Below are 23,691 nucleotides of genomic sequence, written 5' to 3' on the forward strand. Positions count from 1 at the left end.
TGCATCTGGCACGCGACTGGCACGACTCTCGGCCCTTCGTCTCGAAGCCCCAGGGGCTGGGCTTGTTGGGCCTCAACCCGCTGTGCCTACCTAGCCTGCCGAGTCAACAGGCGGTGTCTCCGCGGCTGGTGGCAGCTGGCGGCTGTTCTCCACGGCCTGGCCGAAGCTTTTGCAGAACTCGGTGAAGTTCCACTCGGCGCCGGGAGCCGGCGCAAACGAAGCGAACGATCCGACGCGCTCGCCGCTCACTGCTACGTCCCAGGCGCCTTGCTCGCCGATGCGTGCACTCGGACACTCCCGAAGCTCCTGGGCGAACATGGGTCGGGTCCGCCTCCCCTGCCCCAGCCATGCGCCTCAGTAGATGGTCCGGTCGGTGAGGAAGAGGACGCCATCCTGAGGGCCGGCCCAGAGGTTCCGCGCGGGCAAGCTGGCAATCTTCCGTTCCCCGGTCTCAAGCACGGGCTCAATGCTCTGCCAGTACTCCGCCTGAATTTTGTCGTAACGCCGCTGTGCCCACCGTCTCAACATGACAAAACCCCCTACCTCAAGTGCGCCCAGTATGGAGTGCTTTGCAGCGTCCGGCCCTGGGTTCTGACGACAAGCAGCCTGATCCACTCCGACGGAAGAAACACCCCATCATGCAGGGCGGCTACCCCCTGGGGGAACCCGATTCGAGCGGCGCCTCTGACTCTACTGGTGGCTGCAGGAGGTCTGGCGTGGTCGGTCGCCACTGGTCGACCTCGGGCACCCTCGCGCGGCCCAGGGACGGCCCAGAGTTGATCACCAGGAATCGGCCGTTGGTCGACGGAGGCAACCAAACGGGTCGCATGGACCTGAGCCCGACGACAGCCAGCCACGACGGCGGGTGCGTCGACCGGCCAGGCGCGCGTATGTCTCGCTGCACCCCCACCGACCGCAACCACGCTGTTCGGTTCTTGGTGGCAACCAGTGAGACCGCTACAGCAGCCACGGTGAGGGCAGACAGCGGCCAATGCTGATATCTCTGCTCCTTTTGGCTCAACGTTCTGCCCTCTTAACAGGCGAGCTAGGCAGGAAAGACAGATGCTGTTGAGTAGATGACCGTCAAAGGAGGGCTGGAATGAGCAACGGTGGTTCCGAGAGCAACGGCCAAGGGTTCACCCCAGACAGGCTTCGCGGGCAAATGGCGGTGGACGCCCAAGGTGAGCCAATTGGAGAAATCCTCGACATTTACAGAGAGCCAACACATTTCGTTGCGTTGCTGGCGAAGATTCGGCTGCCTGATAGATCGGTGTACGCAATCCCTGTCGCAACCGCTACACCTTTGGATCACGGACATGGGGGAATCAAGGTGGATGTAGACAGGGATGCACTCAGCGGGTCCCCCACCCTGAAGCACGGTGACAGTGTCTCCGTTTCGCCGGTACGTGTGGAGCAGATCTATCTGCATCATGGCGTTACGTTGACATTCCCGAAAAAACCAAAGGCTGTGCGTGCGACGAACCGTAGTGATGTGCGTGCAGCGGGCTCCCGAAGAAAGGACTACGTCACCTTTCCCGAGGAGCACCTTGAAGCGCTCGTTACCGGGAAAGCAAGGCCCCACATGGTGTAGGGGGAATGAGAATCACCATGGGCGACCCTTCCCTTGAACGTGCCTACACTGCCCTCGCGAATCAATTGAAGGCGCAGACTGAGGTACTAGCAAGTGTGCGGAATCGAGCGACGACGATATTTTCTATCGCATCCCTCGTCGCAACACTATCGACAGGCATCGGATTTGTTAATCCCGGTAGGCGGGTCTCACTTCCGGCCTGGTCCCCGTGGGTCCTTCTCGGAATTCTGGCCGTGATAGGTATTACCTCGATGGCTGTACTGTGGCCCGTGAACCAATGGTGGTACGGCCCCTCGGCGGATTACATCATGGCCCGCTACCAGGCCGGTAGAAGTGAGAATAGAATCCTGACCGAATCGATCGGTGACCTATGCGGCAAAGCTAACGCCAATAATGCGGTCATCGATCGAAGGTCACGCTATTTGCGGACAGGGGCCGTGATGTTGTTTTTTGAGATGGCAACCTTGGTGATAGCTGCTGCAACCGGCCGTTGATTCATTCTTAATCGATCGCCAGGGAGGTAAGCAAGATTACTACCTGAATGAGGTTCAAGGCTATTGATACATAGAGAAGACTACGTCGGAAATCGAGCATCCGCTTGTTGGCCTGATTGTAACTCGCCCACATTTCACTCGCTATGAATGTGAGTATGTCGCTTTCGTTGGCACCCAAGCGTTGACGCTCCATGACTTGACTGGAGGTAGGCCCCTCCCGCCAGTCGCGCGACGGAGCAAGTGCAATTAGCGTTGACAAGCCGACCCCAATCGAAAGACCCATCAGCGTCCAGACCGCCCACCCCGGCAATGCGGCTGTAGCATTATCGGTTCCGGCTGGAATCCTAAGTCGGCCTACGATTGCTGCGATTGCAGTGATGAGCGTTGTGATCCACAAGGTGCCCAAGATCCGATTTCTTATGGCTTTGAGCTCCACGACTTGAGCGTCGAGCTCTCTCGTTGCAAGCTCGTATGCCACCTTGATGCGCGGATCAGGCATATCGCTTTCCCTTCGCCGTGGCTGAAAGGAGGGTTCACGCTGCAGCGCGACCGGAACGTACCAACACCCATGCTGCTCTGGCCGACAGTCTTTAGCATGTCGATCAAGAGTGGTGGTGGAAGTCTGCTGCCGTTGCCGCTATGACGTTGAGCTCGCTGATCAGGGGAGTGCGGCACGGGCGCCGGCCGGACTGGAGAGGGGCGGAGACAGGAGCGCAGGCCTGGCCGGGGGCCGGGCCGCGCGCGGTGAGCGGAGCGAGCCGTCTTGATGACGTGGAGAAAGTCTGAGCCAACTGACGTTCGTCTACAGCCTGAAAGACAGTTCCAGATCGTCTCCTGGGAGGTGGAACTCCTCCAGGGCCAGCGGCTTGTCTCCCTCCGCGAGCGTCACGCGGATGACGTGCAGGAGCGGGACGCCTTCGGGCAGGCGGAGGGCTTGGGCCTGGTCCGGCAGGGGCATGCGCGTGCGGACGTACTCCGTGAAGTGGAGTTCGTGGCCCAGCGTGGCGAGCGCGACGTAGAGCTCCGGTGCCGGCGGCGGTGCCTCCTCCTCGTACTTCGTGTCGACGAGAACAGAGAACGGCACGTACGTGCGGTGGAGTTGGCGGAGGCGGCCATGGTCGGCGGTCTGCAACGCGTCGTACGTGAACATCGGCTCGCCTGGCGGGATGCGGAGGAGGTCCGCCAACGCCAAGGGGGCGTCTGTGCGAGTGGCTACCGGTGGCTCGGCGTTCGTCCACTGGATGCCGTCTGCCTCCACGTACCGGCCGTCGGGCGCCAGGCGTACGCCGCGCGGGCGCGTGAGGCTGGGGCGGCCCTGGGGTGAGCGGGCGAAGGTACCTCTACCCATGATCGCCTCGACCAGGCCGGATGCTCGCAGCTCCGTGAGGCCCTGACGGACTGTGGGGCGCGTCACGCCGAACTGCTTTGCCAACGCCTCCTCGGAGGGGAGGGGTTGGCCGGCGGGGAAGGTGCCGTTCAGGATGCCTTCGCGCAGGTAGTCGGCGATCTGCCGATACTTCGGCTGCGTGTTCTTCGGCGGCATGCATGCCCTCCACGGCCGTGATCAATACGTTCGGCGTTCCACGCGTGGAACGGACCTTCCACGCGTGGAACACCATCCCTCATCACAAGACGGTTGACAACCCGTACTACGGGTCGCACTCTGGACTCCATCGACCCGTAGTACGGGTGGTCTAGCAACCCGAAGGATCAGCCTTCGGGTGCCAGAGATGAGGAGTTCAGATCAGTGGCAAGCCTTCCGATCGACACCGCGAAGTTCACGGGGATCATCTGCGCCGTACCCCCGGCTCCGCGGGTTGCGAATCGTGAGACCGGTCAGCTTCGCGTTGACCGTGAGACCGGCAAGACCGTGTATCAGGTCGGTCTTTGCCTGATGGCCGACGCGTCGGCGGACGTGGTGAACGTGAGCGTCGCCGGTGAGCCGGCCGGTGTGCAGCTCGGCATGCCCGTGGCCGTACGGGACTTGGTCGCCACGCCCTGGGAGAACGACGGGCGGCACGGGGTCGCATTCCGTGCTGCGGAGATCCGGCCCCTGAGCGCTCCGGCGGGGAAGGGGGCCGGGCAGTGATGACTCTGGCCTCCTCCACCTCCTCGGCCGGGACGGTCTGGCCGAGTTGGGTTCTGGTGGTGGCCGCAGTGCTGGTGTCGGGCCTGCTTCTCGCAGGCCCGGCCCTGCGCCGCCGCTACCCCCTGGCCTGGTGGCTGTTACTCGGCTTCCCGGTCGTGGTTGTCCGGGTGATGCGCACCTGGCGGCCGTTGATGGCCGGGTGCGGACTCGCCGTAAGCCGTCGGCCCGCGCTGACTGTGGTGTCCGGGCTCGTCGGCAACGGAGCGCCGCCACCTCAGCCGCGCGTGCCGCGGCACGGGTTCATACGCCCGACCGGCGGTGGATTCTGGCTGCTGGTGCGGCTGTTACCGGGGCAGGTGCCCGAGGACTTCGTCAAGGCGGCGCCTGCCATGGCGGAGGACTGGCAGGTCCATGGGGTACGAGTGACCTCCTGGAGGCCGGGAGTCGTACGGATCGCCGCTTCGGTCGCCGATCCACTGGCCGCTCCGCGGCTGCCGAAACAGCGCGGGCCCGGTCACCTGCTCCGGGTCGCTGTGGGTGTGCTGGAGACCGGTGCCGCTTGGGTGATCGACCTGCGCCGGGTGCCGCACTGGCTCATCGTCGGCGCGACCCGGTCCGGTAAATCGACGTTGATCAACGCCCTCGTAGCGGGCCTGGCTCCGCAACCGGTCGCGCTGGTCGGCATCGACTGCAAGGGCGGCATGGAACTGTCGCTGTACGAACCCCGGTTGTCCGCGTTGGCGACCAACCGCGAGCAGGCGGTTCGGCTCCTGGCGGCGCTTGTCGACCTGACGCTCGACCGCATGACCGTCTGTCGGGCGGCCCGAGTACGCAACATCTGGGGCCTGTCGGAGAAGGAACGTCCGGTCCCCGTCGTCGTGATCGTCGACGAGATCGCGGAACTCTTCCTCATCGCGAGCCGCAACGAGAAGGACGAAGCACATGCGGCCGGTACGGCGTTGATCCGGCTCGCCCAACTCGGCGCGGCACTCGGGGTGTTCTTGGTCGTGGCCGGCCAGCGGGTGGGTTCCGACCTGGGGCCGGGTGTCACGGCACTGCGGGCCCAACTCGGCGGACGCGTGTGCCACAGGGTCGCCGATCCCGGTACGGCGGAAATGGCGCTCGGAGATCTCAATCCCGACGCCCTCAAGGCCGCCCAGGCCATCACCCCGGAACAAGCCGGTACGGCCGTGCTGGCCTCCGGCGATGGCTGGGAGCGAGCCCGTTCCCACCTGATCACCGAGGCGGATGCCGAAGCCATCGCGGCCGAGTACGCCTCCCTCGCCCCGGTCCTGCCCGAGCTGCTCATCGAGGCCAAGTGAAGGGGGACTGCCGTGCTGGTGTCCATGTCGGCCGTGCTGCTGCTCGGCCTGTTCATCTGGTTCCTGCTGCGTATCCGCTATCTGCGCTGGGCGGACACGATCCTCTGCGGAACCTTCGGCTTCCTGATGGCCAAGACCGTGGCTGCGCCGGTCGTTCAGGCGGTCCTCGTCGCGGTCAGCGGCTTTCTCGGCCAACTCCGCTTCTGAAGCGACGGCACTCCGTGTTCGAGCACAGAGAGGTGGGTGAGTCATGCCCACGTACGAAATCCGCTCCGGTGATCGCGATACCGCCCGAGGAGCGCCAGCGATCGCCCGTACGGCGGGCTCCCGACGGGGCGCGAAGTCGCCAAACCCGACCCCGTCAGGAACCCACTCCATCCGCCACGTGAGCAGTGAAAGGAGTACTCACACTTTGTCCACCGCGCATCGTTCGCGCAAATCCCCTCTGCCGGAGTGCGAACTGAGGGCTGCCGACTCCGAAGTGTCGACCTGTGCAGGACGGGAGCAGATCGTCCTCGTCAAGCTCGACGGCTTCGAGCGTCATCTGTGCCCGGCACACGCCGCCGCACTCTGGCTCACGGACCCGACACTCCGGTTCAGCGCCAAGACCCGCACCGAAGCAATCGCTGCCGTGATGGGGCAGGCATTCGGAGGCGGTGGTCGGCAATGACCGCACCCCTGCCGAACAGCGTTGCTGCCCTGCTCACCAGGGCAACGGAGCCAGAGTTCGCGGCCTGGCGGCGCAAGATCGTCAGCCTCGCCGGCTGCACCAACCCGATCCACCTGGTCGGCGAGGCAACCGTCGTCGACACGACGACGGGCGAGGCCCTGTTCTCGTACGCGTCGGACGTCTACGGCGGTCGACTCCTGACCGCGTGCGGCAACCGTCGCGCGACGGTCTGCCCGGCCTGCTCCCGCCTCTACCGAGCCGACACCTATCAACTGATCCGAGCCGGGCTGGTCGGGGGCAAGAACGTCACGGAGTCGGTGAGCGGGCACCCTCGCGTGTTCGCCACCCTCACCGCTCCGGGCTTCGGCCCTGTCCACACCCGCCGTGAGCGTGCGGGGCGTGTACGGGCTTGCCGTCCCCGCAGGTTGGGGGAGTGCTGCCCGCATGGTTCGCCCATCGGATGCCATGAGCGACACGCAGAGGGTGAACTCCGCCTCGGCGAGCCGCTGTGTCCGCGCTGCTACGACTACGCCGGGGCCGTCCTCTGGCAGGCGTACGCCGGTCAGCTGTGGCACCGGTTCGCGCTGGAGCTGCGCCGCGAGGTCGCCCGACGGGCCGGGTTGTCCCGTACCGAATTCGGCGACGTGGCCCGGCTGTCGTACGCCAAGGTGGCCGAGTACCAGCGGCGGGGCCTGGTCCACTTCCATGCCGTGATCCGTGTCGACGGACCGGACGGACCGGCCTGGGCTCCGCCCGGTTGGGCGACGACGGCTCTCCTGACGGATGCGGTACGAGACGTCGTCGGCCGCGTACGGCTCGTCGCTCCTGGCGCGGATGTCGTCGGCGCCCGCGTGCTGCGCTTCGGCGATCAGGTCGACGTGCGGCCCATCGCGGCGTTCGGAGCGGGGGAGCGACTGACTTCCGCGGCAGTCGCGGGCTACATCGCGAAGTACGCCACCAAGGGTGCCGAGTCCGCCGGTGCAGTCGACGGCCGGATTCACCAGGCGCGGGAACTGGTCATGCTGCCGGTACGGGCCCACGTCCTCCGCATGATCAGTACGTGCTGGTGGCTCGGCGGCCTGCCTCCCTTCGAACCTCTCGGCCTGCGCCGTTGGGCCCACATGCTCGGCTACGGCGGTCACTTCTCCACCAAGTCACGGCTCTACTCGACGACTCTGACCGCACTCCGTGAGGCGCGTGCAGAGCACCGTGCGGAGGAGCAGCGGACCGCTCTCGGTATCAGTGGGCGGTCAACCGTCACGGTCGGCCAGTGGCGCTATGCAGGGCGCGGTTACTCGCCGGAGGCGGCACTCCTGGCGGCCTCCGTGCGGGAGGGCGGTGGTCCTCATGGCGCGTGAGAGGGCCGCCGAACTGCTCACCGTGCGGCAGGTGCTTGATGAGCTGGGCGGGATCTCCCGGCGCACCTTCTACCGCTGGCGGGAACTGCGCATCGCGCCGGCCTGCATCCGGTTGCCCAACGGGGAGTTGAGGGTTCGTCGCGACGTACTCAACGACTGGTTGGCCGAGCGTGCGGAGGGGGCCGCGTCGTGAAGTCGTACAAGGTCGTCATCTGGAAGCTGAGCATCAACCGCTCCGTGAAGAAACCGACCTACCTCGTCCGCTGGTCCGTGGACGGCGAGCCGTTCCACGAGTCGCACAAGACGAAAGCGCTCGCGGACCGCTTCCGGGCCAAGCTCCTCCGCGCCGCTGACAAGGGTGAACCGTTCGACACCGTCACCGGTCTGCCCGACTCGCTTCGCGGAGGGAAGGCGGCGCTGTCGTTCCTCGACCTGGCGCGGAAATACGTGGATGCGCGTTGGGCGGAGGCGTCAGCTAAGCAACGGGACAGCATGACCGATGCCCTGGCGACGGTCGTTCCCCTCCTCGTCAAGCCGGGGAGGGGGCGGCCTGCTCCCGAGGTGCTGCGGCGGGCGCTGCGCTCGTACGTCCTGCCGATTCCCCGTCGGGAGCGGGAACGGCCCGAGGAGATCGCGGCGGCCGTGCGGTGGATCGAAAAGGCGTCGCTCCCCGTGGGGGAACTGCAAGAGATCACCCGAGTGCATGAACTGATCGACGGGTTGGGGAAGAAGCTGGACGGCAAGCCTGCGGCGACCCAAACGTACCGTCGGCGCAGGGCGGTGGTCTTCAACGCACTTGAATACGCGGTGGAGTTGGAGCACCTGCCGTCCAACCCGCTGAGCCGGGTGCGCCGCAAGCGTGGCAAGCGAGCGGTGCAGGAGGTCGACCGCCGGGTGGTGGTCAATCCTCGGCAGGCTCGGGAACTGCTGACCGCGCTCACGTACGTGGGCGGCTACGACCGTGCGAGCGGCCGGCGGCTGCGGGCGTTCTTCGGGTGTCTGTACTACGCGGCCATGCGGCCGGGGGAGGCGCTCGGCCTTCGCCGCTCCGACTGCACGCTTCCGGCGTCCGGCTGGGGTCGTATCGAGCTGATGGAGACTCGTCCCACGGCGGGGAAGGCGTGGACGGACTCCGGGGAGGCGCACGACCGGCGAGGCCTGAAGCAACGGGCCCGCGGCGAAGTGCGCATCGTGCCGATACCGCCTCCGCTGGTGCGGCTGCTGCGCGAGCACTTGAAGGAGTTCGGTACGGCGAAGGACGGCCGGCTGTTCTCCAGCGAGCGGGGCAACGTCATCGCGGCCTCGTCCTACTCGCGGGCGTGGAAGCAGGCCCGGGAACTGGCGCTCCTCCCGCACCAGGTGTCTTCGGTACTGGCCTTCCGCCCGTACGACCTCCGTCATGCGGGCGTCTCCCAGTGGCTCAACTCCGGTGTGCCCGCCCCGGAAGTGGCGGCCCGTGCCGGTCACTCGGTCGACGTCCTGCTGAAGATCTACGCGAAATGTATCGACGGCCAGGAGCAGGAGATGAACGACCGGATCTTGAAGGGTCTGGGGGAGGAGGGAGACAGCGATTCCTAATGCCGTTCGTCAAGCCACAGGGCACGCGCGAAGTAGCGGGCCGGGGATTGTCAGAGGTGCCCGGTACGGTGCGTCCATCAGACTGGGGAGGGCTCATGGCGACCAAGTGGAGCTTGACGATCGACTGCGCGTACCCGGCCAAGCTGGCCAAGTTCTGGGCGCTGGCATTGGGCTATGCGGAGAAGCCCGCGCCCGCAGGGTTCGGGAGCTGGGAGGAGTGGTTGGCGCACCATGGCGTTCCGGAGGACGAGTGGGATGACGGGGCGTATCTCTTGGATCCGGACGGCGTAGGCCCCACCTTGTCCTTCTTGAAGGTGCCAGAGCCGAAGTTGATGAAGAACCGGTTGCACCTTGACGTGCAAGTAGGTGGAGGCCGTGAAACACCGTGGGAGATCCGCTGGCCGCGTGTGGTCGAGGCGGTCGAGCGGTTGACCATGGTGGGTGCGACTGTGGTCCGCGAGGACGAGCTGCAGGGCAGGCCGGATCACGTGGTGATGGCAGACCCTGAAGGTAACGAGTTCTGCCTGGTCTGACTGAGCGCGCCAGATCGACCGTCCGACGCGGAACGTATCGCGTCGGTTCCTACGCGGCAGCCCTTGCCGGCGGAGCTGGCTCGTAGCACCGGCCGTCCCGTAGGAGGGCCCAGAGGACGTTGACGCGGCGGCGGGCGAGGGTGAGGACGGCCTGAGTGTGGCGCTTGCCCTCAGCTCGTTTGCGGTCGTAGAACCTGCGCGACTCCTCGCACTTGCGGATGCTGAACAACGCCGAGGTGTAGAAGACGCGTTGGAGGCGGCGGCTGTATCGCTGCGGGCGCTTCAGATTCCCGCTGATCTTCCCGGAGTCACGGGGCACCGGAGCGACGCCGCCGAAGCCGGCGAGGCGGTCGGCGGTGCCGAAGACCGCCATGTCGCCACCGGTGGCGGCGAGGAACTCGGCGCCGAGGATGACACCTAGGCCGGGCATGCTGGTGATCACGTCGAAGTCGCGGTGCTCACGAAACCGGGCCTCGATCGCCTTGTCGAGCTCGGCGACCTGCTGGTTGAGGCCCAGCACCTCCTTCGCCAGCGTGTGCACCAGCTCGGCGGCTAGCGTCTCCCCGGGCAGGCTGGTGTGCTGCCGTTCGGCAGCCTGGACCGCTGTCTCAGCGAGCCGGTCCGAGTGGACAACGTGGCGGTTTCGCAGCCAGGTCTCCAGCCGGTTGGCACCAATCCGGCGGATGGCGGCGGGGGTTCGGTAGCCCGTCAGCAAGGTCAGCGGGCCTGCCTTGGTCAGATCCAGTGCCCGTTCCAGGCCGGGAAAGACCCCCGTGAGCTGGGCCCGGAGGCGGTTGATGGTGCGGGTACGGTCGGCGACCAGATCCATGCGACGGCCGGTGAGGATCTTCAGGTCGGTGACGGTGTCGTCGCCGGTGCGTAAGGGGTGCAGGTCGCGGCGGACGCGGACTTGGTCGGCGATGACCGCGGCGTCATTGGCATCGGTCTTGCCTTCGCCGCGGTAGCTCTCGGAAGCGCGGTGAATGGCCCGGCCGGAGATGTAGTGCACCGTCTGGTCGTGGTTGAGGAGGATCGCGATGGCGAGGGCGGCGCCCCCGTCGGCCAGGTCGATGCCCCAGGTCACCTCGTCACCCAAGGCCAGGACGGCGGCGAGGAGTTCGAGGAACTCGGGCTCGTCGTTGGCGACGCGTCGTGACAGCAGCCGGTGGCCGCTCTCGTCGATCGCGACGCAGTGGGGGTGGGTCATGCCTGCGTCGATGCCGGCCCAGATTGCGGCCATGGGGTGCCTCCGTGCGGTGTGCGGCTGGTTCCTCCCACGGACGACCTCGCTGTCGATTCCCTACGGAGCGATCATTCGCAATTCCTAATTGGCAGCCGAGTCGTCGTGGGGTGCCGGGCGGCCAATCGCTGCAAGCCACAAGCGGCAGAAGGTTGAAAGCCACACCCGGCGCCCCTGGGTGGATGAACCATACGAAGGGCTCACCGCCTCCCGCAGGACAACGTAGGGAAGACTGACTGATGGAGCCCACACGCCCCTCACGCGAGCCCCGGAGAGATCCGGGGCTTTCGCCGTGTCGGAGGTGTGTCGGAAAGCTACGCTCAAGCGGACGAGAAACGGCCGCTGACCTGCCGGAAGGCCCGCCAAGATCATTACGTCGTCATTACGTGATCACTGGCAAACGGCTGCTTTCGGCGGCATCTGGCTGCACATACGCGAAGACCCCACCCTCAGCGTTTCCGCTGGTGACGGGGTCTTTGGGCACCTCATACAAGGTGCCCCCGGCAGGATTCGAACCTGCGCACACGGCTCCGGAGGGCCTTTCGGTCCCAGGCGTATGCGCAGGTCACGGGCTTTTTGGCGGTGGGTTAACGATCACTCGTCCACGAATAGTCCACGGGGCCCTACTTGGCCTTTGGTGGATGCCTGTGGAGTCAACAAAGGGTACGACGTCCTGGCCTGGGAAAACGTTGATTGGTGATGTCGGGCCTGCTAGGCTCATCGACTTCTCTGCTTGCTCCTGGCGAGCCTAGCAGGCCCGACATGGCTGACTTTGCGAAGTTGCTGGTCAGGGTGCTGATGGTCCTCAAACCAGTTGTCACTAAAGCCGAGCGTGACTCTGGATCAGACTGGGCTGAGGCTGCGCTGAGCGTCTGTCTCGGTGTCTGGGGGCGTCTTCATCTCAACGTTGAGGATCAGCCCCAGAGCCTCAGCAAGTCGCTCCAGCGTTGGCAGCGTTGGCTCGGTACCGCCGTGCTCGAAGCGAGCAACGCTGGACTGGGTCATCCCTGCCTGTCGTCCGAGCTCTTCTTGAGACCATCCGAGCTCTTCGCGACGTTCCCGAACGGCCTCGGCAAGTCGAAAGCGCAGGCGAGTCAGCTCGTACGCTTCACGCACAGCAGGTTTGTTGAAGCGATCGCTGGACTTGAGGTCGTTCAAGGTGCGTCGTTTGGGGGCGCTCACGATTCCTCCTCGTCGTCTGCTGTGTGGCCTGCATCGATGCATGCTTGCATCGCTCGTTTGGCTCGTTCCACTTCGGCTTGCTCACGTCGGCGTGTCTTGCGGAACACGGTGAGCATGATGATGCGGCGCTCGCCCGTGATGAAGTACGTGATCCTTACTCGCTGGCCGCCGCAGTAGAACCGAAGTTCCCGCAGCTTCCCAGCTAGCTGGCTCGTGTATGGAAAGTCGAGTCCGATGCCTCGCTCTTCCAGTAGGTCCAGGTGGAAGAGTGCTTGCGCCCATTCATCGTCGGACAGGTCGTCGATCCATCGATCCACCTCGGGTTCTAACTCAACGGTACCCCATGCCATAGCATTCATGCTATAGGTCCTGGTCCTCGGGTGCACGATGTAGTAGTGATCAGCGCAGTCGGCGGAGCCTTAATCGCTGAGGCAAGCCCGCCGCGCGCATCTCATGGCACCAGTTTGGAAGATCACGTATGCGGACGGCTTATGCGCTGACAAGGCGTTGACCTGGAAGTTCTCCGGGCCCTCGCCGATGTCCCTCGTGGTTCCCCCTGACGCTGCTCTAGGATCGGGCACCCAGGTGCACATGCGGCGCTCCGCTCTCATAGACCGCCGATGCCCTCCCCGGAGCAGCGCGCCAGTAGTCGGCGTCCACATGGGCGCTGAGCTGGTTTGGCTGTGAACCGGCGCTCAGGTCTTCCGGAACAAGCACACGGCGAGGGTCCCGGAGCCATCCGTGGAACGACTCTGGCCTGCAGACACTAGGTGATCCAACCGCCAGTTGAGTTCCTCGACGGCATCGATAGCCTCGGCGAGGGTGGTTTTGCGTTCGGCCTCAGTATGAGCTTCGCTGAACTCGTAGACGAAGACCCTGCGTCCGTTGTCGCGAGCCTTGACCGCTGCCATGGTCACACCATCAGTAGTCTCGTCGATGTAGATCACGCCCATCCTGCACTCCCATGTTCACTGGCTCTGTTGTCTCGTGAGGGTCTACGCAAAAGTTTGCCGCTACACCGGAGATCTGGCAGCGCGACGGGCGGGCCAGTCAGGCGCTCGCTGTCGGCAAAGGGCCCCCGGTCTCTGAAGCCATAGGGCATCCTGGCCCGATCTGTAGTGGAGCGTCACGGGGGTGGAGGCTTGGAGCCCTACGTTGTTGCCTTACTCGCGGTCCTTGGGACTCTGCTGGGAGCTGTGGTCGGATACCTCCTTCAGCGGCGGCAGGCTAGGGAACAGAGAAGCTGGCAGACGTCCGACTTGGCCCGCCAGGAGACCTTGGCGCTGCTCCAATCCACGTCGGCCACCTTCGACCAGCGCGAGGCCCTGCTCTGGCAGGAACGACGGGCGCTTTACATCCGCTTCCTCACACAGATCGATGAATGGATCGAGCTTCTCCGGGATCTTCGCGACCGCGGGGGGATACCAAATGCGCCGGACATCCAGACGGCGGATGATGCCCGCCAGGCTTCACCGCTGGCCGCCGCTCACCTGGAAGCCTCTCGCGGCTTCGCCAGAGGCGATGTCGAGATGACTGTGCTTGCAGGTACGCCTGTTCTATCGGTGTTAGATGACTTGCGAGCCAAGATCTACAGGGCCGCACGAGAAGCATTGACCGGGGGCGACGAATTGGCCGAACTGACAGAACAGAGGGGGCGTCTGGTTCGGGCCATGCGCTTCGAGCTCACTACTTCCTTCGTAGGTGATCGACACAGGGGTCAGGAGACAACTAGGTCGGCGTAGCGACTTTGGGCGGGAGCTGCCATGGGGCGAGTGATCATGGCCCCGTAAGCTTCCGGCGAGTCGGGCAGTCTGTGGACCTGCCCGTTAAAGCACGACGTTGGGGCCATGATCTTCGAGGCTCGCCCCATGGTGGCTGCCTAAAGTCGTGGAGCCGACCGCCCCAGCCACAGCGAGTTTCCTACCTTCGCCCGCATGCACGTAGCGCGCCGCCTGGCGCGGCCAGCCGGGGCGAAGACAGAGGCAGGCCGCGCCGTCGGGCGGCGCGCGCCCGCGCCGTGCGCGGGCTCTTGATGAAGTAGGGAAACTCCCACCGCGCCATGATCCGGAGCGTCCGGCTTCGGGCTGTCGGCCACCCTCTCGACTCGGCTACGGTTCCATCCATGCCTTCTGTATTGGACACGCCCCAGGGTGCGGCCGAACTGGCTGCGTCCCTGCTGCCCCCGCTCGGGAACCGCTGGTTGCACACTCAGGCCGTGGCAGCCAGGGCGCGTGAGGTCTCCGCGGCTGTGTCCGAGGACGAGAGGGAGCTTCTTGTTGCCGCCGCTTGGCTGCATGACATCGGCTACGCCCCGGAGCTGAATGAGACAGGGTTCCATCCCCTCGACGGTGCCCGACACCTGGAGCGGCTCGGCGCGCCAACGCGACTCGTGCGACTCGTCGCCCATCACTCCGGCGCCGTCTATGAGGCGGAACAGCGAGGGCTGACAGCCGAGTTGGCTGTGTACGAGCGTGAAGACTCTCCGCTCTCGGACGCCCTCATCTGTGCCGACATGACGACCGGTCCGGCGGGACAGTCCTTCGCCTTCGATCAGCGAATGGATGAGATCTTGGTTCGCTACAAGCCAGGCAGTGAAGTTCACAACGCGATCAGTAAGGCCCGGCCCTACCTCGGGGTGGCCGTCGAGCGGACGCTTGCGCGTCTCGCTGACTAACCGATGTAGGGCTTCGCTCGGTTCTCCAGGCCGTGATCGATCCGCATCCGCATGGACGGATGGATGTTCAGCTCGTCCAGCTTGCTCGGGGCTACGAACGCCACTTCCTTGCTCTCGCTGCTCGTCCGTAGCTCCCCACCGACGATGCGCGCTGTGAAGCAGATCGAGAACTGTTGGCGCACTTCCCCGTCGTCGTACGCAATGACGTGCGCGGGGTTGGTGTAGAGCCCGACCAGGCCGGTCACCTCGACGTCGAACCCGGTCTCTTCCTTGGTCTCCCGTACGGCTGCGTCGGCGACTGACTCGCCAACGTCCACCCCGCCGCCGGGTAGTGCCCACAGATCGTTGTCCGTCTTGTGGATCAACAGCACATCCCCGGCCTCGTTGAGGGCAACCGCGGTCACTGAGGGGACGATGCTGTTCGCCTTTGGGGCGCTCGGGTCGTTGAAGTAGTCGATGCGGGCCATGCTTCCAGCGTCGCATGTCTCCCCGCCGGCCGATTCGGCCTCGGCTACGCAGATCGTCCCCGGTCCCATGCGTAGTCGAAGCTGCGCATGTAGTGCCGGAAGGTTCGAGCCCCCGGGATGTACCGGAAGTGCAGAACCGGGTTCTGCCCGGCTGGTGCTCCGAGGACATGCGGGTTCACCAACACGTCGTCGTCGAACCGGTAGATCGAGTTGTACAGGATCGTGTCGTGCAGCCGGATCTCAAGGCCTGACGTCTTGGCGACCGGATCGAGGTAGCTGCGGGTTATCCGGGCACGCGCGGCCAGGCCGTCACCGATGCCCTCCTCTTCGCCCCGCTGCCGCACCATCTCGGAGTCCGGGTCGCCTAGCAGGATGCGCACCTGAGTGCCTGCGTTGGCCTTCTCCGCCAGCAGCTCGGGCAAGTCGGGGTGACCGTCGAAGAGAAACAGGCCTGCATACACGAGGACGTCGATCTGGCTCGCGGCCTTCTCGAAAAGCGATGGCCACAGTGGGGCTGGAACGGCGCCCCGGTGTGGGTAGTAGGTGATGAGCTCGGACGTGCTTGCCGTCTCAGCTTGCTTCTCGACTGAAGGCCACAGGTAGATCTCGTCTGCTTCCAGGAAGCTCGCGGTCTTCCACCGGTGCCCTCGGTGCGGCGTCCGGTCGGTCGTGATCCAGCGCTCCACACTCTTCGGGTCGACTCCGACGTGCTGGGCAAGGGACTGGATGGTCTCGCCCTTTGCCGAAATCGCCGCGCGCAGACGCTCGTTCGCCATGGCGAGCCCTCTCTTGGGACGTCTAGGGGACGTTTTGACGATAGCTCAGACGTCCCTAAACGTCCATACGGACCGTGATACGTCCACTACCTTTCGCGGTCTCCTGATCTCACCGGCAAGCCAGCCGGTTCCAACACCCGGCATGATCAGGAGAACAGACGATGCGTCAGATTCCCGTCGACACCTCCACCGCGACCGTGATGGTCGCCAAGACCCCGCAGCCCAAGGTGAAGGACCGTCGTACCGGCGAGATCGCCACCGACGCCGACACCGGCGCGACGATGATGACTGTCGACGTCATGTTCGCGGCGAACGACGAAGTAGAGATCCTGTCCATCACCGTCCCGGAGCCGAGCATCTCCGGCGAGCTGACCATGGGCACCCCGGTCGCGCTCACGGGCCTTATCGCCCGGCCGTGGGAGAACGAGTTCAACGGCCAGAAGCGGCACGGCATCGCGTTTCGTGCGGTCGCCGTGACCTCGCTCGTCGCCGCTGCCTCGAAGCCCAAGGCGGCCTGACCATGGCCTGGTGCACGGTCGTGCTCGTGATGGTCGTCGCCTCCGCAGTGCTCCTGCGGTGGCGGCGTCCCGCCTGGTACTGGCTGACCTTCGGGGTTGCCCTCGCGAGCGTGCGGGTTCTGGTGCGGTACGCGTCTGTGATGGACGCCTGCGGGCTGACCGTCCCGCCCTCCCGCTGGCGCCTGGCCCTGGCCCGGATGGCCAACCGCCCGATTCCTGGTCCCCGTGCCCCGCGTATTGCCCGGATAGGTCTGACCCGCACCGGCCTGGTCCTGCGTCTCAAGCTCCGTCCCGGGCAGGACGCCTTCGACGTGGCTGCCTCGTGCGACCGGCTGCGGCACTCGTTTGCGATGTACGGCGTCACCTCCCGCGAACTGCACTCGGGTGTCGTGGAGTTGCGGATGACCGGCTACGACGTGCTCAAGCGGGTGCAGATGCCCGCCAGGACCGACACGCGCCCGATGCGGGTCCCGGTTGCCCTGCGTGAGGACGGGGCCGTGCACTACCGCGACTACCGGGCAGTGCCGCACGCCCTCACTCTCGGTGCCACCGAGTCCGGCAAGTCCGTCTATCAGCGCAACCTCGTTGCCGGGCTGGCCCCGCTCGATGTGGCGCTGGTCGGCATCGACTGCAAAGGGGGCGTGGAACTCTTCCCGCTGGCCCGCCGGTTCACGGCGCTGGCCGACACCCCCGATACCGCCGCCGCTCTGCTCGATGCCCTCGTCGCACACATGGCGGACGTCTACCAGCTCATCCGCGCCCAGCAGCGCATCACCGTGGATGTGCCGGATGCGGAGATTGCCGCGGACATCTGGGACCTGCCCGCCGACCTGCGCCCCATCCCGGTCGTGGTGCTGGTCGATGAGGTCGCCGAACTCGCCTTGTTCGCCAGCAAGGCGGAGGAGAAGCGCCGGGATCAGATCATCACGGCGCTCGTCCGCCTCGCCCAGCTCGGCCGCGCCGCGGGCATCTACCTGGAGATCTGCGGGCAGCGCTTCGGCTCCGAACTCGGCAAGGGCATCACCATGCTCCGGGCCCAGCTCACCGGCCGCACCGCGCACCGAGTCAACGACGAATCGTCGGCGAACATGGCCTTCGGTGACATCGCCCCCGACGCGGTCCTCGCCGCGATCCAGATCCCTACCGATGCCCCCGGCATCGCCATCACCGGTGACTCGACGGGTGGTTGGGCCCGTATCCGTGCTCCGCACACCACGCTGCGACAGGCCGTGAACATCTGCAACCGGCACGCCGACCGCACCCCGGACCTGCCCGCGCTGGCCCCGTTCCGGCCCCGGTTTGGCCCACTGGCCCCGGTCACCGCCCCGGCCGTCGAGACCGCCCCCGCCGCGGCCTGATCCATCCCCGGTTCCACCGGTCGGCGCGACCGCCTCGCGCCAGGTCCTTACCCCCTCCATGCCTGACACCGGAAGGAGCACCACCCATGGCCACACGCAAGCCCGCCGCCCGCAAGCCCGCCGTCCGCAAGCCGAGGGCGAAGCAGTGCCCGGCCTGCAAGGGCACCGGTGAAGTCGCCGTCACCGTCCACGTCGGCCGTAAGCGCCGTCTGGTCGGCCAGCAGACCGGCCTCTGCCTCGGCTGCTTCGGCACCGGCGAAGCGCTCCAGGCCTGAACAGCCGCCACCCACAGAAGAGGAGCCCGTGATGGGTCTGTTCGGAACATCGCCGCGTACTGCTGAACGGTCCCTGTCCACGCCGAAGGTCGAGTGCCCGCAGTGCTGGCGGCACGCCCACGACCGCACGGTCCACAGGGGCCTGCGTGGGGACTGCCCGCAGTGCGTGGACCACATGGTCAACGGCTGCCCCGGCTTCAACCGCCGCTGACCGCGCCGGGATGGGGCGGCTGGACCTCGTGAGCCCCGCCCCGTCCAGGCCCAACCACCCTGAAGGAGGTGAAGACATGACCCGTTCGATCCGCCCCGATGCCGTCCTCGTGCAAGCTGTGATCGCTGGTGCGCTGTCCTTCGCCCACCTGCACGACCTCGCTGACGCGGCTGGACAGACCGGCTGGAAGGCTTGGGCCTACCCGATCAGCGTGGACCTGCTGTTGGTCGCTGCCTGGCGACGGCTGCGCAACTCCGGCCCCTCCCGGCTGGCGTGGTCCTGGTTCCTGATTGCTTTGGTTGCCTCGCTCGGCGCGAACGTCGCCACTGCCGGATTTTTGAACCTGCAACATCCCCCGGCCTGGCTGCGCTTCGGCGTCGCGGGATGGCCCGCGCTCGCCTTCCTCGGCGGCACACTCCTCGCCCACTCGAACTCAGCCGGGGACCGGGTGCCGGTTCCGCCGGCGCCCGCAGTCCCGGCCCCCGAAGCCGAAGGCACTGTCATCGAGCCGGACCCCGCCGAAACCGCGGAGCCCGCACCGGTGGTTGCTGCCGAGCCTGCCCCGGCTCTGCCCGCTGCCGATCCGGCTCCCGCCGTTCCGGCCGCGCTGGTTGACCACGCCCGCAAGGTCGCCGACGAGCACCACGCCCGTACCGGCGCCCGCATCGACACCGACACCCTGCGCGCTCGCCTCGGCGTCCCCGCCCCGCTCGCCAACGCCATCGCCGCCCAACTCACCTGACCCGAAAGGAGCACCACCCGTCATGACGGCCCGCGACTTCTTCCACTCCGTGATGCGCATCGGCCCCGTGCAGATCGGCACCCACCGCGATCGTCACGGCCACACCAAGCACGCCGCCGTGTGCAGCGCTGACAACTGCGGCTGGTCCTCCGACTACTCCAGCCAGTCGGCCGCGCAGCTCGCCGCCCGCACCCACCGCTGCAAGGTCCGCTAGGAGGTCACCGGCATGGACGTCCCGCTCTGGTTCGCCCTGCTTGCCGTCGGCTACCTCGGCGTCAAGCTCATCCGCCCGCCCGCATGGCTCATCGGCGTTCTCCTGCTCGGCGGCTTCCTCCTCGCCGACAGCGTCCTCGCCCCCGCCATCAACACATTCGTCAAGTAGCCCACCACAGAAGGGTGTTCACCGATGCTCCGCCCGAAGATTCCGACCATGCCCACACCGACCGGCCTCGTCACTCCGCCCGCCGTCGTGGAGCCGACCGCCATCGTCCCCAGCGCGCAGACCCCCACTCCGCCGCCCGCGATGGCCCCGGCGCCGTCCCGGCCGGTGGTCCAGCTCACCCCCGGCACCGTGGTCGCCCTCGTCGGCAGCGGCATCGCTGGCGTCCTGGTCGTCGGCGCCGTGCTCGTCTCGCTCCTGCTCGCGGTCGCCATCACCGGCGCATCAGTCGCCGTGTGCGCTGTGGTCCTGCGCTCCCTGCTGGCCTCCGAGGCCAAGCGCCGTTGACCGGCCCCCGGGCGGCCCTGAAACCGCCAAGTCTCCGCCGCCCGGGCGCCGTCCCTGCCCGATCCACTGAACCGGAAGGAACCTCCATCATGACCGGCCACACCCCGGCTCCGGCTACAACGGCACGGATCTGCCCGAACTGCGACGGCTTCGCCACCGCCGCCATCACCTCCGGCGGCCGCAACGCCCGTGGACACCTGCGCACCCTCACCGTCGACTGCACGGCCTGCCACGGCACCGGCATCCGGCACGCCCGCGTCGCCCAGTTCGCTGGGGGCCGCGTATGACCGACACCGCGACCTTCGCGGGCCTGGACCCGATCACCCTGGGAGACCTCCTCCGGGTGGCCGGGTCCCCGGGCTTCGACCGCTGGCAAGACCAGATCCGCCGCACCGGTGGCTGCGCCAACCCGATCCACCTCACCGGCTGGACCCTCACCAAAGACAAGACCACCGGCGAGACCCTGCATCACTACTCCACAGAGGGTGAGCCGGGCGGACGCCTCCGCATCGCCTGCGGCAACCGCCGCGCCTCCCGCTGCCCGGCCTGCGCCTGGACATACGCGGGCGACACCTACCACCTCATCCGCGCCGGACTCGCCGGAGACGCCGACAAGGACATCCCGGCCACCGTCCGCGAACACCCCCGCGTCTTCGCCACCTTCACCGCCCCGTCGTTCGGCCCGGTCCACAACCGGCCCGACCGTGGTGTCTGCCGCTGCAGCGTTCGGCACGCCGCCGACGATCCCGCGCTCGGCACGGCCCTGGACCCGGCCACCTACGACTACGCGGGCACCGTGCTCTTCAACAACCACGCGGGCGACCTGTGGATGCGCTTCGTCAACCGGCTCCGCCGTGAGATCGCCGCCCGCGCCGGACTGACCCAACGCGAACTGGCTGACGTGTGCCGCGTCTCCTACGGCAAGGTCGCCGAGTTCCAAAAGCGCGGCGCCATCCACTTCCACGCTGTGATCCGAATCGACGGCCCCGACGGCCCTGCAACCCCGCCGCCGTCCTGGGCCAGCACCAACCTGCTCACGGCCGCGATCCGCGCCGCCGCCGCGCACACCTACACGAGCGTCAGCGTCCCGGCCTCCGGTGACCAACCCGCCCGTACGTTCCGGTGGGGCCGACAACTCGACGTCCGGCCCGTGAAGGCCTTCGGAGACGGCTCCGACATCACAGAGCAGGCCGTCGCCTCCTACGTTGCCAAATACGCCACCAAAGCCGCCGAGAACACCGGAACCCTCGACCGCCGGATCGGCGAACTCGCCGAACTCGACCGCCACAGCGTCCCCGACCACGCCCGCCAACTCATCACCGCATGCCGCGACCTCGACCCGCTCTACCCGGACCGGCGGCTGTGGGCCTGGGCTCACATGCTCGGCTTCCGCGGCCACTTCAGCTCCAAGTCCCGCCGCTACTCGACCACCCTCGGCGAACTCCGCCAAGTCCGCGCCGACTACCGCGCCACACAAGAACGCGCCGCCCTCGGCCTGGACGATGTCGAGCCGGACACCGTCCTCGTCCTCGCCGACTGGCAATACGCCGGACACGGCCACACCCCCGGCGAATCCGCCCTCGCCGCCACCATCGCCCGCGACCTCCAACTCAACCGCGACACCGCCCGCGAAACCTTGAAAGGAGAACCGGCGTGAAAGACGAGCTGATGACCGTCCCGGAGATCCTCGCTGAACTCAAGGGCATCTCGCGCCGGACCTTCTACCGCTGGCGCGAACTGGGACACGCCCCGCAGGCCTTCAAGTTGCCCAATGGTGAACTGAGGGTCTGGCGGAGCGACTTCACGGCATGGCTGAATAGCCGAGAAAGGGTTGCGGCATGAAGTCACTCGACGTGAAGGTCTGGGGCGTACGGAAGAGGAACACCAAGAAACCGTCCTACGATGTCAGGTGGATCGTCGCTGGCAACGTGTTCTCCGATCAGTTCCGCACCAAGGGACTTGCCGACAACTACCGTTCCAAGTTGCTCCGTGCCATGCGCGACGGAGTGGAATTCGACACGGTGACCGGGCTGCCGGATTCGATGGTCGAAAAGGCGCCCTCGATGACGTGGTATGCCTTCGCGTTGAAGTACCTTGCGATGAAGTGGCCGCACGCTGCGCCGAACACACGCGACGGAATCAACGAGTCGCTGACCGCGGTGACTGTGGCGCTCCTCGACGATCGTCCAGGACGACCGGCTGATGATCTGCTTCGGAAGGCTCTCCGGAACTGGGCCTTCGTCCTGCCTGGTCCCGACGACCGCGAGTTGCCGACTGAGATCGCGAACGCGCTGCACTGGGTGGGGAAGGCTTCGCGCCCGCTGTCGGACCTCGGCGACGCATCGATCGCCAGGGCCGTGCTGGACTCCTTGAAACTGAAGCTCGACGGGACGGCTGCGGCTGCGGAAACCGTACGGCGCAAGCGGCGGACACTCGTCAATTCCATGCACTATGCGGTGGATCTCGGTGAGTTCAAAGAGAACCCGGTCACCTCGGTTCGCTGGAAAAAGCCGAAGGTTGTCAAGGAAGTCGACCCCCGTGTGGTGGCCAACCCTGAACAGGCCCGTGCTCTTCTGGCCGCAGTCTCGTACATCGGCGGCTATGGTCGGGCTCGCGGTCGTCGACTGGTCGGCTTCTTCGCCTGCATGTACTACGGCGCTTTGCGTCCGGCCGAAACTGTCGGTCTTAAAGAGGCAGACTTGAAGCTGCCTGAAAGCGGCTGGGGAACTGCGCTGCTGAATAACACTCGCCCCAGCGTCGGCAAGCGGTGGACCGACTCCGGCGAAACGCACGACGACCGCGGGCTCAAGAACCGGCCCGTGGAAGAGGTCCGGCCTGTGCCGATCCCGCCGCATCTCGTCGCGATCCTGCGGGACCACATCGACACCTTCGGCGTGGCCGACGATGGGCGCCTCTTCACCAACGAACGCGGGGGAGTGGTCGGCTCGTCGACGTACTTCCGCGTGTGGCAGGAGGCTCGCGCGCTGGCGCTCCCGCCTGCCGTTTTCGCCTCACCGCTCGCCGCCCGCCCATACGACCTACGGCACTCGGCGCTGTCGACCTGGCTCAACTCCGGAGTCGACGCAACGGAGGTTGCCGAACGCGCAGGCAACAGCGTTGAGGTCCTGCTGAGCCGCTACGCGAAGTGCATCGACGGTCGGCAGGAGACCGGCAACCGCAAGATCGAAGAGCTACTGCGCGAGTACGAGTGATCCCACACGCGCCGCGCTACGCTTCAGGCCCCTGGATTCGTCCGGGGGCCTTCGCCGTTCCTGGGGCTGACCAGGGGCGATGCCTCAAGATCGTGTCCACGAATAGTCCACGGACTCCGACATAGGACCGCTCACGGTGGCATACGGCTGCACATACGCGAAGACCCCACCCTCAGCGTTTCCGCTGGTGACGGGGTCTTTGGGCACCTCATAAGGGGTGCCCCCGGCAGGATTCGAACCTGCGCACACGGCTCCGGAGGCCGTTGCTCTATCCCCTGAGCTACGGGGGCGTATCGGCGCTGTGTTCGCGGCGACGGGTAGAACCCTACCAGCTCTTTCGGGGCGGCCATGAACGGGTTTTGGCGGGGCGGGGTTGGTGTCCTGAGCAGGGGAGCTGTGGTGTCCGGAGGTAGGACACGCACCCACTTCGCGGAGGGGTGAGCGTCCGCCCTCGTGTCGGGCGGCGGACGCCCACCCCTCCCTCATGTCGGGCCGGCGGACGCCCCCCCCCCCCCCCCCCCGGGGGGGGCCCGCCCCCCCCCCCCCCCCCCCCCCCCCCCCCCCAACCCCCCCCCCCCCCCCCCCCCCCCCCCCCAAACCCCCACCCCCCCCCCCCCCCCCCCCGCCGGGCGGGGCCCCCCCGCCCCCCCCCCAAAAAAACCCCCCGGCCACGC

At 66.6% G+C, this 23,691-nt stretch carries 31 protein-coding genes and 1 tRNA gene; 23 read left to right on the top strand and 9 right to left on the bottom strand.

Annotated elements, in window-relative coordinates; genetic code table 11:
• The first annotated feature begins 1,099 nt into the window (after positions 1–1,099).
• Positions 1,100–1,591 (top strand): hypothetical protein, encoded by a 492-nt coding sequence (locus ABZS97_RS04690; protein WP_356133517.1) that lies wholly within the window; start codon positions 1,100–1,102, stop codon positions 1,589–1,591.
• A gap of 501 nt (positions 1,592–2,092) precedes the next feature.
• On the opposite strand, the gene ABZS97_RS04695 is transcribed toward ABZS97_RS04690, so the two are convergent.
• Together ABZS97_RS04695 and ABZS97_RS04700 are read right to left on the bottom strand one after the other, a co-directional pair.
• Positions 2,093–2,584, bottom strand: coding sequence for a hypothetical protein (locus tag ABZS97_RS04695; RefSeq protein ID WP_356133519.1), 492 nt, complete (start codon positions 2,582–2,584; stop codon positions 2,093–2,095).
• Positions 2,585–2,887: 303 nt separating this feature from the next.
• Complete coding sequence (locus tag ABZS97_RS04700) at positions 2,888–3,628, bottom strand: GntR family transcriptional regulator (protein WP_356133521.1); 741 nt, start codon at positions 3,626–3,628, stop codon at positions 2,888–2,890.
• A 204-nt stretch (positions 3,629–3,832) separates the two neighbouring features.
• Between ABZS97_RS04700 and ABZS97_RS04705 the strand changes: the two genes are divergently transcribed.
• From ABZS97_RS04705 to ABZS97_RS04740, 8 genes are all read left to right on the top strand, one after another.
• Positions 3,833–4,174 (top strand): hypothetical protein, encoded by a 342-nt coding sequence (locus tag ABZS97_RS04705; protein WP_356133523.1) that lies wholly within the window; start codon positions 3,833–3,835, stop codon positions 4,172–4,174.
• Positions 4,174–5,496, top strand: a complete 1,323-nt coding sequence (locus ABZS97_RS04710) for an FtsK/SpoIIIE domain-containing protein (RefSeq protein ID WP_356133525.1) — start codon at positions 4,174–4,176, stop codon at positions 5,494–5,496. The genes ABZS97_RS04705 and ABZS97_RS04710 overlap by 1 nt, the downstream gene beginning before the upstream one ends.
• A 12-nt stretch (positions 5,497–5,508) precedes the next feature.
• Complete coding sequence (locus tag ABZS97_RS04715) at positions 5,509–5,703, top strand: hypothetical protein (protein WP_356133527.1); 195 nt, start codon at positions 5,509–5,511, stop codon at positions 5,701–5,703.
• Between the two features lie 205 nt (positions 5,704–5,908).
• The gene (locus tag ABZS97_RS04720; RefSeq protein ID WP_356133529.1) at positions 5,909–6,166 is read left to right on the top strand and encodes a hypothetical protein; all 258 of its coding nucleotides are present in this window, start codon (positions 5,909–5,911) and stop codon (positions 6,164–6,166) included.
• The gene (locus tag ABZS97_RS04725; protein WP_356133531.1) at positions 6,163–7,524 is read left to right on the top strand and encodes a replication initiator; all 1,362 of its coding nucleotides are present in this window, start codon (positions 6,163–6,165) and stop codon (positions 7,522–7,524) included. The genes ABZS97_RS04720 and ABZS97_RS04725 overlap by 4 nt, the downstream gene beginning before the upstream one ends.
• On the top strand, positions 7,514–7,717 hold the full coding sequence (locus tag ABZS97_RS04730; RefSeq protein WP_356133533.1) for a helix-turn-helix domain-containing protein: 204 nt from the start codon (positions 7,514–7,516) through the stop codon (positions 7,715–7,717). Before ABZS97_RS04725 ends, ABZS97_RS04730 begins: the two co-directional genes overlap by 11 nt.
• Positions 7,714–9,102, top strand: coding sequence for a site-specific integrase (locus ABZS97_RS04735; protein WP_356133535.1), 1,389 nt, complete (start codon positions 7,714–7,716; stop codon positions 9,100–9,102). The genes ABZS97_RS04730 and ABZS97_RS04735 overlap by 4 nt, the downstream gene beginning before the upstream one ends.
• Before the next feature lie 95 nt (positions 9,103–9,197).
• Positions 9,198–9,635 carry a VOC family protein gene (locus ABZS97_RS04740; RefSeq protein ID WP_356133537.1) on the top strand — a complete coding sequence of 146 codons (438 nt, stop codon included), beginning with the start codon at positions 9,198–9,200 and terminating at the stop codon, positions 9,633–9,635.
• Positions 9,636–9,684: 49 nt separating this feature from the next.
• Here ABZS97_RS04740 and ABZS97_RS04745 read toward each other — a convergent pair whose 3' ends face one another.
• From ABZS97_RS04745 to ABZS97_RS04760, 4 genes are all read right to left on the bottom strand, one after another.
• Entirely contained in the window at positions 9,685–10,875 is a 1,191-nt protein-coding gene (locus ABZS97_RS04745; RefSeq protein WP_356133539.1) for an IS110 family transposase, read from the bottom strand.
• A gap of 843 nt (positions 10,876–11,718) precedes the next feature.
• Positions 11,719–12,057 (bottom strand): helix-turn-helix transcriptional regulator, encoded by a 339-nt coding sequence (locus ABZS97_RS04750; RefSeq protein ID WP_356133541.1) that lies wholly within the window; start codon positions 12,055–12,057, stop codon positions 11,719–11,721.
• A complete protein-coding gene (locus ABZS97_RS04755; protein ID WP_356133543.1) occupies positions 12,054–12,407 on the bottom strand; it encodes a type II toxin-antitoxin system RelE/ParE family toxin in 354 nt (117 codons plus the stop codon). The genes ABZS97_RS04750 and ABZS97_RS04755 overlap by 4 nt, the downstream gene beginning before the upstream one ends.
• A 345-nt stretch (positions 12,408–12,752) precedes the next feature.
• A complete protein-coding gene (locus tag ABZS97_RS04760; protein ID WP_356133545.1) occupies positions 12,753–13,010 on the bottom strand; it encodes a hypothetical protein in 258 nt (85 codons plus the stop codon).
• Between the two features lie 306 nt (positions 13,011–13,316).
• Here ABZS97_RS04760 and ABZS97_RS04765 point away from each other — a divergent pair, with 306 nt between their 5' ends.
• On the top strand, positions 13,317–13,799 hold the full coding sequence (locus tag ABZS97_RS04765) for a hypothetical protein (RefSeq protein ID WP_356133547.1): 483 nt from the start codon (positions 13,317–13,319) through the stop codon (positions 13,797–13,799).
• Between the two features lie 380 nt (positions 13,800–14,179).
• Positions 14,180–14,731 carry an HD domain-containing protein gene (locus ABZS97_RS04770; protein WP_356133549.1) on the top strand — a complete coding sequence of 184 codons (552 nt, stop codon included), beginning with the start codon at positions 14,180–14,182 and terminating at the stop codon, positions 14,729–14,731.
• Here the strand turns inward: ABZS97_RS04770 and ABZS97_RS04775 are convergent.
• Both ABZS97_RS04775 and ABZS97_RS04780 read right to left on the bottom strand, forming a co-directional pair.
• On the bottom strand, positions 14,728–15,198 hold the full coding sequence (locus ABZS97_RS04775) for an NUDIX domain-containing protein (RefSeq protein ID WP_356133551.1): 471 nt from the start codon (positions 15,196–15,198) through the stop codon (positions 14,728–14,730). The genes ABZS97_RS04770 and ABZS97_RS04775 overlap by 4 nt on opposite strands.
• Positions 15,199–15,242: 44 nt before the next feature.
• Positions 15,243–15,974 (bottom strand): XRE family transcriptional regulator, encoded by a 732-nt coding sequence (locus ABZS97_RS04780; RefSeq protein WP_356133553.1) that lies wholly within the window; start codon positions 15,972–15,974, stop codon positions 15,243–15,245.
• Between the two features lie 161 nt (positions 15,975–16,135).
• Between ABZS97_RS04780 and ABZS97_RS04785 the strand changes: the two genes are divergently transcribed.
• The 12 genes from ABZS97_RS04785 to ABZS97_RS04840 all read left to right on the top strand — a co-directional run bounded on the left by ABZS97_RS04785 (position 16,136) and on the right by ABZS97_RS04840 (position 23,017).
• Complete coding sequence (locus ABZS97_RS04785; protein ID WP_356133555.1) at positions 16,136–16,492, top strand: hypothetical protein; 357 nt, start codon at positions 16,136–16,138, stop codon at positions 16,490–16,492.
• Between the two features lie 2 nt (positions 16,493–16,494).
• Positions 16,495–17,850, top strand: a complete 1,356-nt coding sequence (locus ABZS97_RS04790) for an FtsK/SpoIIIE domain-containing protein (RefSeq protein ID WP_356133557.1) — start codon at positions 16,495–16,497, stop codon at positions 17,848–17,850.
• Between the two features lie 86 nt (positions 17,851–17,936).
• Positions 17,937–18,125 (top strand): hypothetical protein, encoded by a 189-nt coding sequence (locus ABZS97_RS04795; protein WP_356133559.1) that lies wholly within the window; start codon positions 17,937–17,939, stop codon positions 18,123–18,125.
• 31 nt (positions 18,126–18,156) lie between these two features.
• Positions 18,157–18,336: a pRL2-8 gene (locus ABZS97_RS04800; RefSeq protein ID WP_356133561.1), complete on the top strand. Its 180-nt coding sequence runs from the start codon at positions 18,157–18,159 to the stop codon at positions 18,334–18,336.
• A 76-nt stretch (positions 18,337–18,412) separates the two neighbouring features.
• Entirely contained in the window at positions 18,413–19,078 is a 666-nt protein-coding gene (locus ABZS97_RS04805) for a DUF2637 domain-containing protein (RefSeq protein WP_356133564.1), read from the top strand.
• A gap of 22 nt (positions 19,079–19,100) precedes the next feature.
• Complete coding sequence (locus tag ABZS97_RS04810; RefSeq protein WP_356133566.1) at positions 19,101–19,292, top strand: mobile element transfer protein; 192 nt, start codon at positions 19,101–19,103, stop codon at positions 19,290–19,292.
• Between the two features lie 12 nt (positions 19,293–19,304).
• Entirely contained in the window at positions 19,305–19,460 is a 156-nt protein-coding gene (locus tag ABZS97_RS04815; RefSeq protein WP_356133568.1) for a hypothetical protein, read from the top strand.
• A 24-nt stretch (positions 19,461–19,484) separates the two neighbouring features.
• On the top strand, positions 19,485–19,805 hold the full coding sequence (locus ABZS97_RS04820; protein ID WP_356133570.1) for a SpdD-like protein: 321 nt from the start codon (positions 19,485–19,487) through the stop codon (positions 19,803–19,805).
• 89 nt (positions 19,806–19,894) lie between these two features.
• Positions 19,895–20,092, top strand: coding sequence for a hypothetical protein (locus ABZS97_RS04825; RefSeq protein WP_356133571.1), 198 nt, complete (start codon positions 19,895–19,897; stop codon positions 20,090–20,092).
• Positions 20,089–21,462 (top strand): replication initiator protein RepSA, encoded by a 1,374-nt coding sequence (gene repSA / locus ABZS97_RS04830; RefSeq protein WP_356133572.1) that lies wholly within the window; start codon positions 20,089–20,091, stop codon positions 21,460–21,462. Before ABZS97_RS04825 ends, repSA begins: the two co-directional genes overlap by 4 nt.
• 11 nt (positions 21,463–21,473) lie before the next feature.
• Positions 21,474–21,647, top strand: coding sequence for a helix-turn-helix domain-containing protein (locus ABZS97_RS04835; RefSeq protein ID WP_356133583.1), 174 nt, complete (start codon positions 21,474–21,476; stop codon positions 21,645–21,647).
• On the top strand, positions 21,644–23,017 hold the full coding sequence (locus ABZS97_RS04840) for a site-specific integrase (protein ID WP_356133574.1): 1,374 nt from the start codon (positions 21,644–21,646) through the stop codon (positions 23,015–23,017). The genes ABZS97_RS04835 and ABZS97_RS04840 overlap by 4 nt, the downstream gene beginning before the upstream one ends.
• 218 nt (positions 23,018–23,235) lie before the next feature.
• On the opposite strand, the gene ABZS97_RS04845 is transcribed toward ABZS97_RS04840, so the two are convergent.
• Positions 23,236–23,307, bottom strand: a tRNA-Arg gene (locus ABZS97_RS04845).
• Between the last annotated feature and the right edge of the window lie 384 nt (positions 23,308–23,691).

Source organism: Streptomyces sp. NPDC005485, from assembly GCF_040606085.1.
Classification (GTDB): domain Bacteria; phylum Actinomycetota; class Actinomycetes; order Streptomycetales; family Streptomycetaceae; genus Streptomyces.

What these genes read in the sequence shown, in the direction of transcription:
- ABZS97_RS04690 (WP_356133517.1), top strand. Translation starts at nt 1,100, where the DNA reads ATGAGCAACGGTGGTTCCGAGAGCAACGGCCAAGGGTTCACCCCAGAC.
- ABZS97_RS04695 (WP_356133519.1), bottom strand. Translation starts at nt 2,584, where the DNA reads ATGCCTGATCCGCGCATCAAGGTGGCATACGAGCTTGCAACGAGAGAG.
- ABZS97_RS04700 (WP_356133521.1), bottom strand. Translation starts at nt 3,628, where the DNA reads ATGCCGCCGAAGAACACGCAGCCGAAGTATCGGCAGATCGCCGACTAC.
- ABZS97_RS04710 (WP_356133525.1), top strand. Translation starts at nt 4,174, where the DNA reads ATGACTCTGGCCTCCTCCACCTCCTCGGCCGGGACGGTCTGGCCGAGT.
- ABZS97_RS04725 (WP_356133531.1), top strand. Translation starts at nt 6,163, where the DNA reads ATGACCGCACCCCTGCCGAACAGCGTTGCTGCCCTGCTCACCAGGGCA.
- ABZS97_RS04730 (WP_356133533.1), top strand. Translation starts at nt 7,514, where the DNA reads ATGGCGCGTGAGAGGGCCGCCGAACTGCTCACCGTGCGGCAGGTGCTT.
- ABZS97_RS04740 (WP_356133537.1), top strand. Translation starts at nt 9,198, where the DNA reads ATGGCGACCAAGTGGAGCTTGACGATCGACTGCGCGTACCCGGCCAAG.
- ABZS97_RS04745 (WP_356133539.1), bottom strand. Translation starts at nt 10,875, where the DNA reads ATGGCCGCAATCTGGGCCGGCATCGACGCAGGCATGACCCACCCCCAC.
- ABZS97_RS04755 (WP_356133543.1), bottom strand. Translation starts at nt 12,407, where the DNA reads ATGGCATGGGGTACCGTTGAGTTAGAACCCGAGGTGGATCGATGGATC.
- ABZS97_RS04760 (WP_356133545.1), bottom strand. Translation starts at nt 13,010, where the DNA reads ATGGGCGTGATCTACATCGACGAGACTACTGATGGTGTGACCATGGCA.
- ABZS97_RS04770 (WP_356133549.1), top strand. Translation starts at nt 14,180, where the DNA reads ATGCCTTCTGTATTGGACACGCCCCAGGGTGCGGCCGAACTGGCTGCG.
- ABZS97_RS04775 (WP_356133551.1), bottom strand. Translation starts at nt 15,198, where the DNA reads ATGGCCCGCATCGACTACTTCAACGACCCGAGCGCCCCAAAGGCGAAC.
- ABZS97_RS04780 (WP_356133553.1), bottom strand. Translation starts at nt 15,974, where the DNA reads ATGGCGAACGAGCGTCTGCGCGCGGCGATTTCGGCAAAGGGCGAGACC.
- ABZS97_RS04785 (WP_356133555.1), top strand. Translation starts at nt 16,136, where the DNA reads ATGCGTCAGATTCCCGTCGACACCTCCACCGCGACCGTGATGGTCGCC.
- ABZS97_RS04790 (WP_356133557.1), top strand. Translation starts at nt 16,495, where the DNA reads ATGGCCTGGTGCACGGTCGTGCTCGTGATGGTCGTCGCCTCCGCAGTG.
- ABZS97_RS04795 (WP_356133559.1), top strand. Translation starts at nt 17,937, where the DNA reads ATGGCCACACGCAAGCCCGCCGCCCGCAAGCCCGCCGTCCGCAAGCCG.
- ABZS97_RS04800 (WP_356133561.1), top strand. Translation starts at nt 18,157, where the DNA reads ATGGGTCTGTTCGGAACATCGCCGCGTACTGCTGAACGGTCCCTGTCC.
- ABZS97_RS04805 (WP_356133564.1), top strand. Translation starts at nt 18,413, where the DNA reads ATGACCCGTTCGATCCGCCCCGATGCCGTCCTCGTGCAAGCTGTGATC.
- ABZS97_RS04810 (WP_356133566.1), top strand. Translation starts at nt 19,101, where the DNA reads ATGACGGCCCGCGACTTCTTCCACTCCGTGATGCGCATCGGCCCCGTG.
- ABZS97_RS04815 (WP_356133568.1), top strand. Translation starts at nt 19,305, where the DNA reads ATGGACGTCCCGCTCTGGTTCGCCCTGCTTGCCGTCGGCTACCTCGGC.
- ABZS97_RS04820 (WP_356133570.1), top strand. Translation starts at nt 19,485, where the DNA reads ATGCTCCGCCCGAAGATTCCGACCATGCCCACACCGACCGGCCTCGTC.
- ABZS97_RS04825 (WP_356133571.1), top strand. Translation starts at nt 19,895, where the DNA reads ATGACCGGCCACACCCCGGCTCCGGCTACAACGGCACGGATCTGCCCG.
- repSA (WP_356133572.1), top strand. Translation starts at nt 20,089, where the DNA reads ATGACCGACACCGCGACCTTCGCGGGCCTGGACCCGATCACCCTGGGA.
- ABZS97_RS04835 (WP_356133583.1), top strand. Translation starts at nt 21,474, where the DNA reads ATGACCGTCCCGGAGATCCTCGCTGAACTCAAGGGCATCTCGCGCCGG.
- ABZS97_RS04840 (WP_356133574.1), top strand. Translation starts at nt 21,644, where the DNA reads ATGAAGTCACTCGACGTGAAGGTCTGGGGCGTACGGAAGAGGAACACC.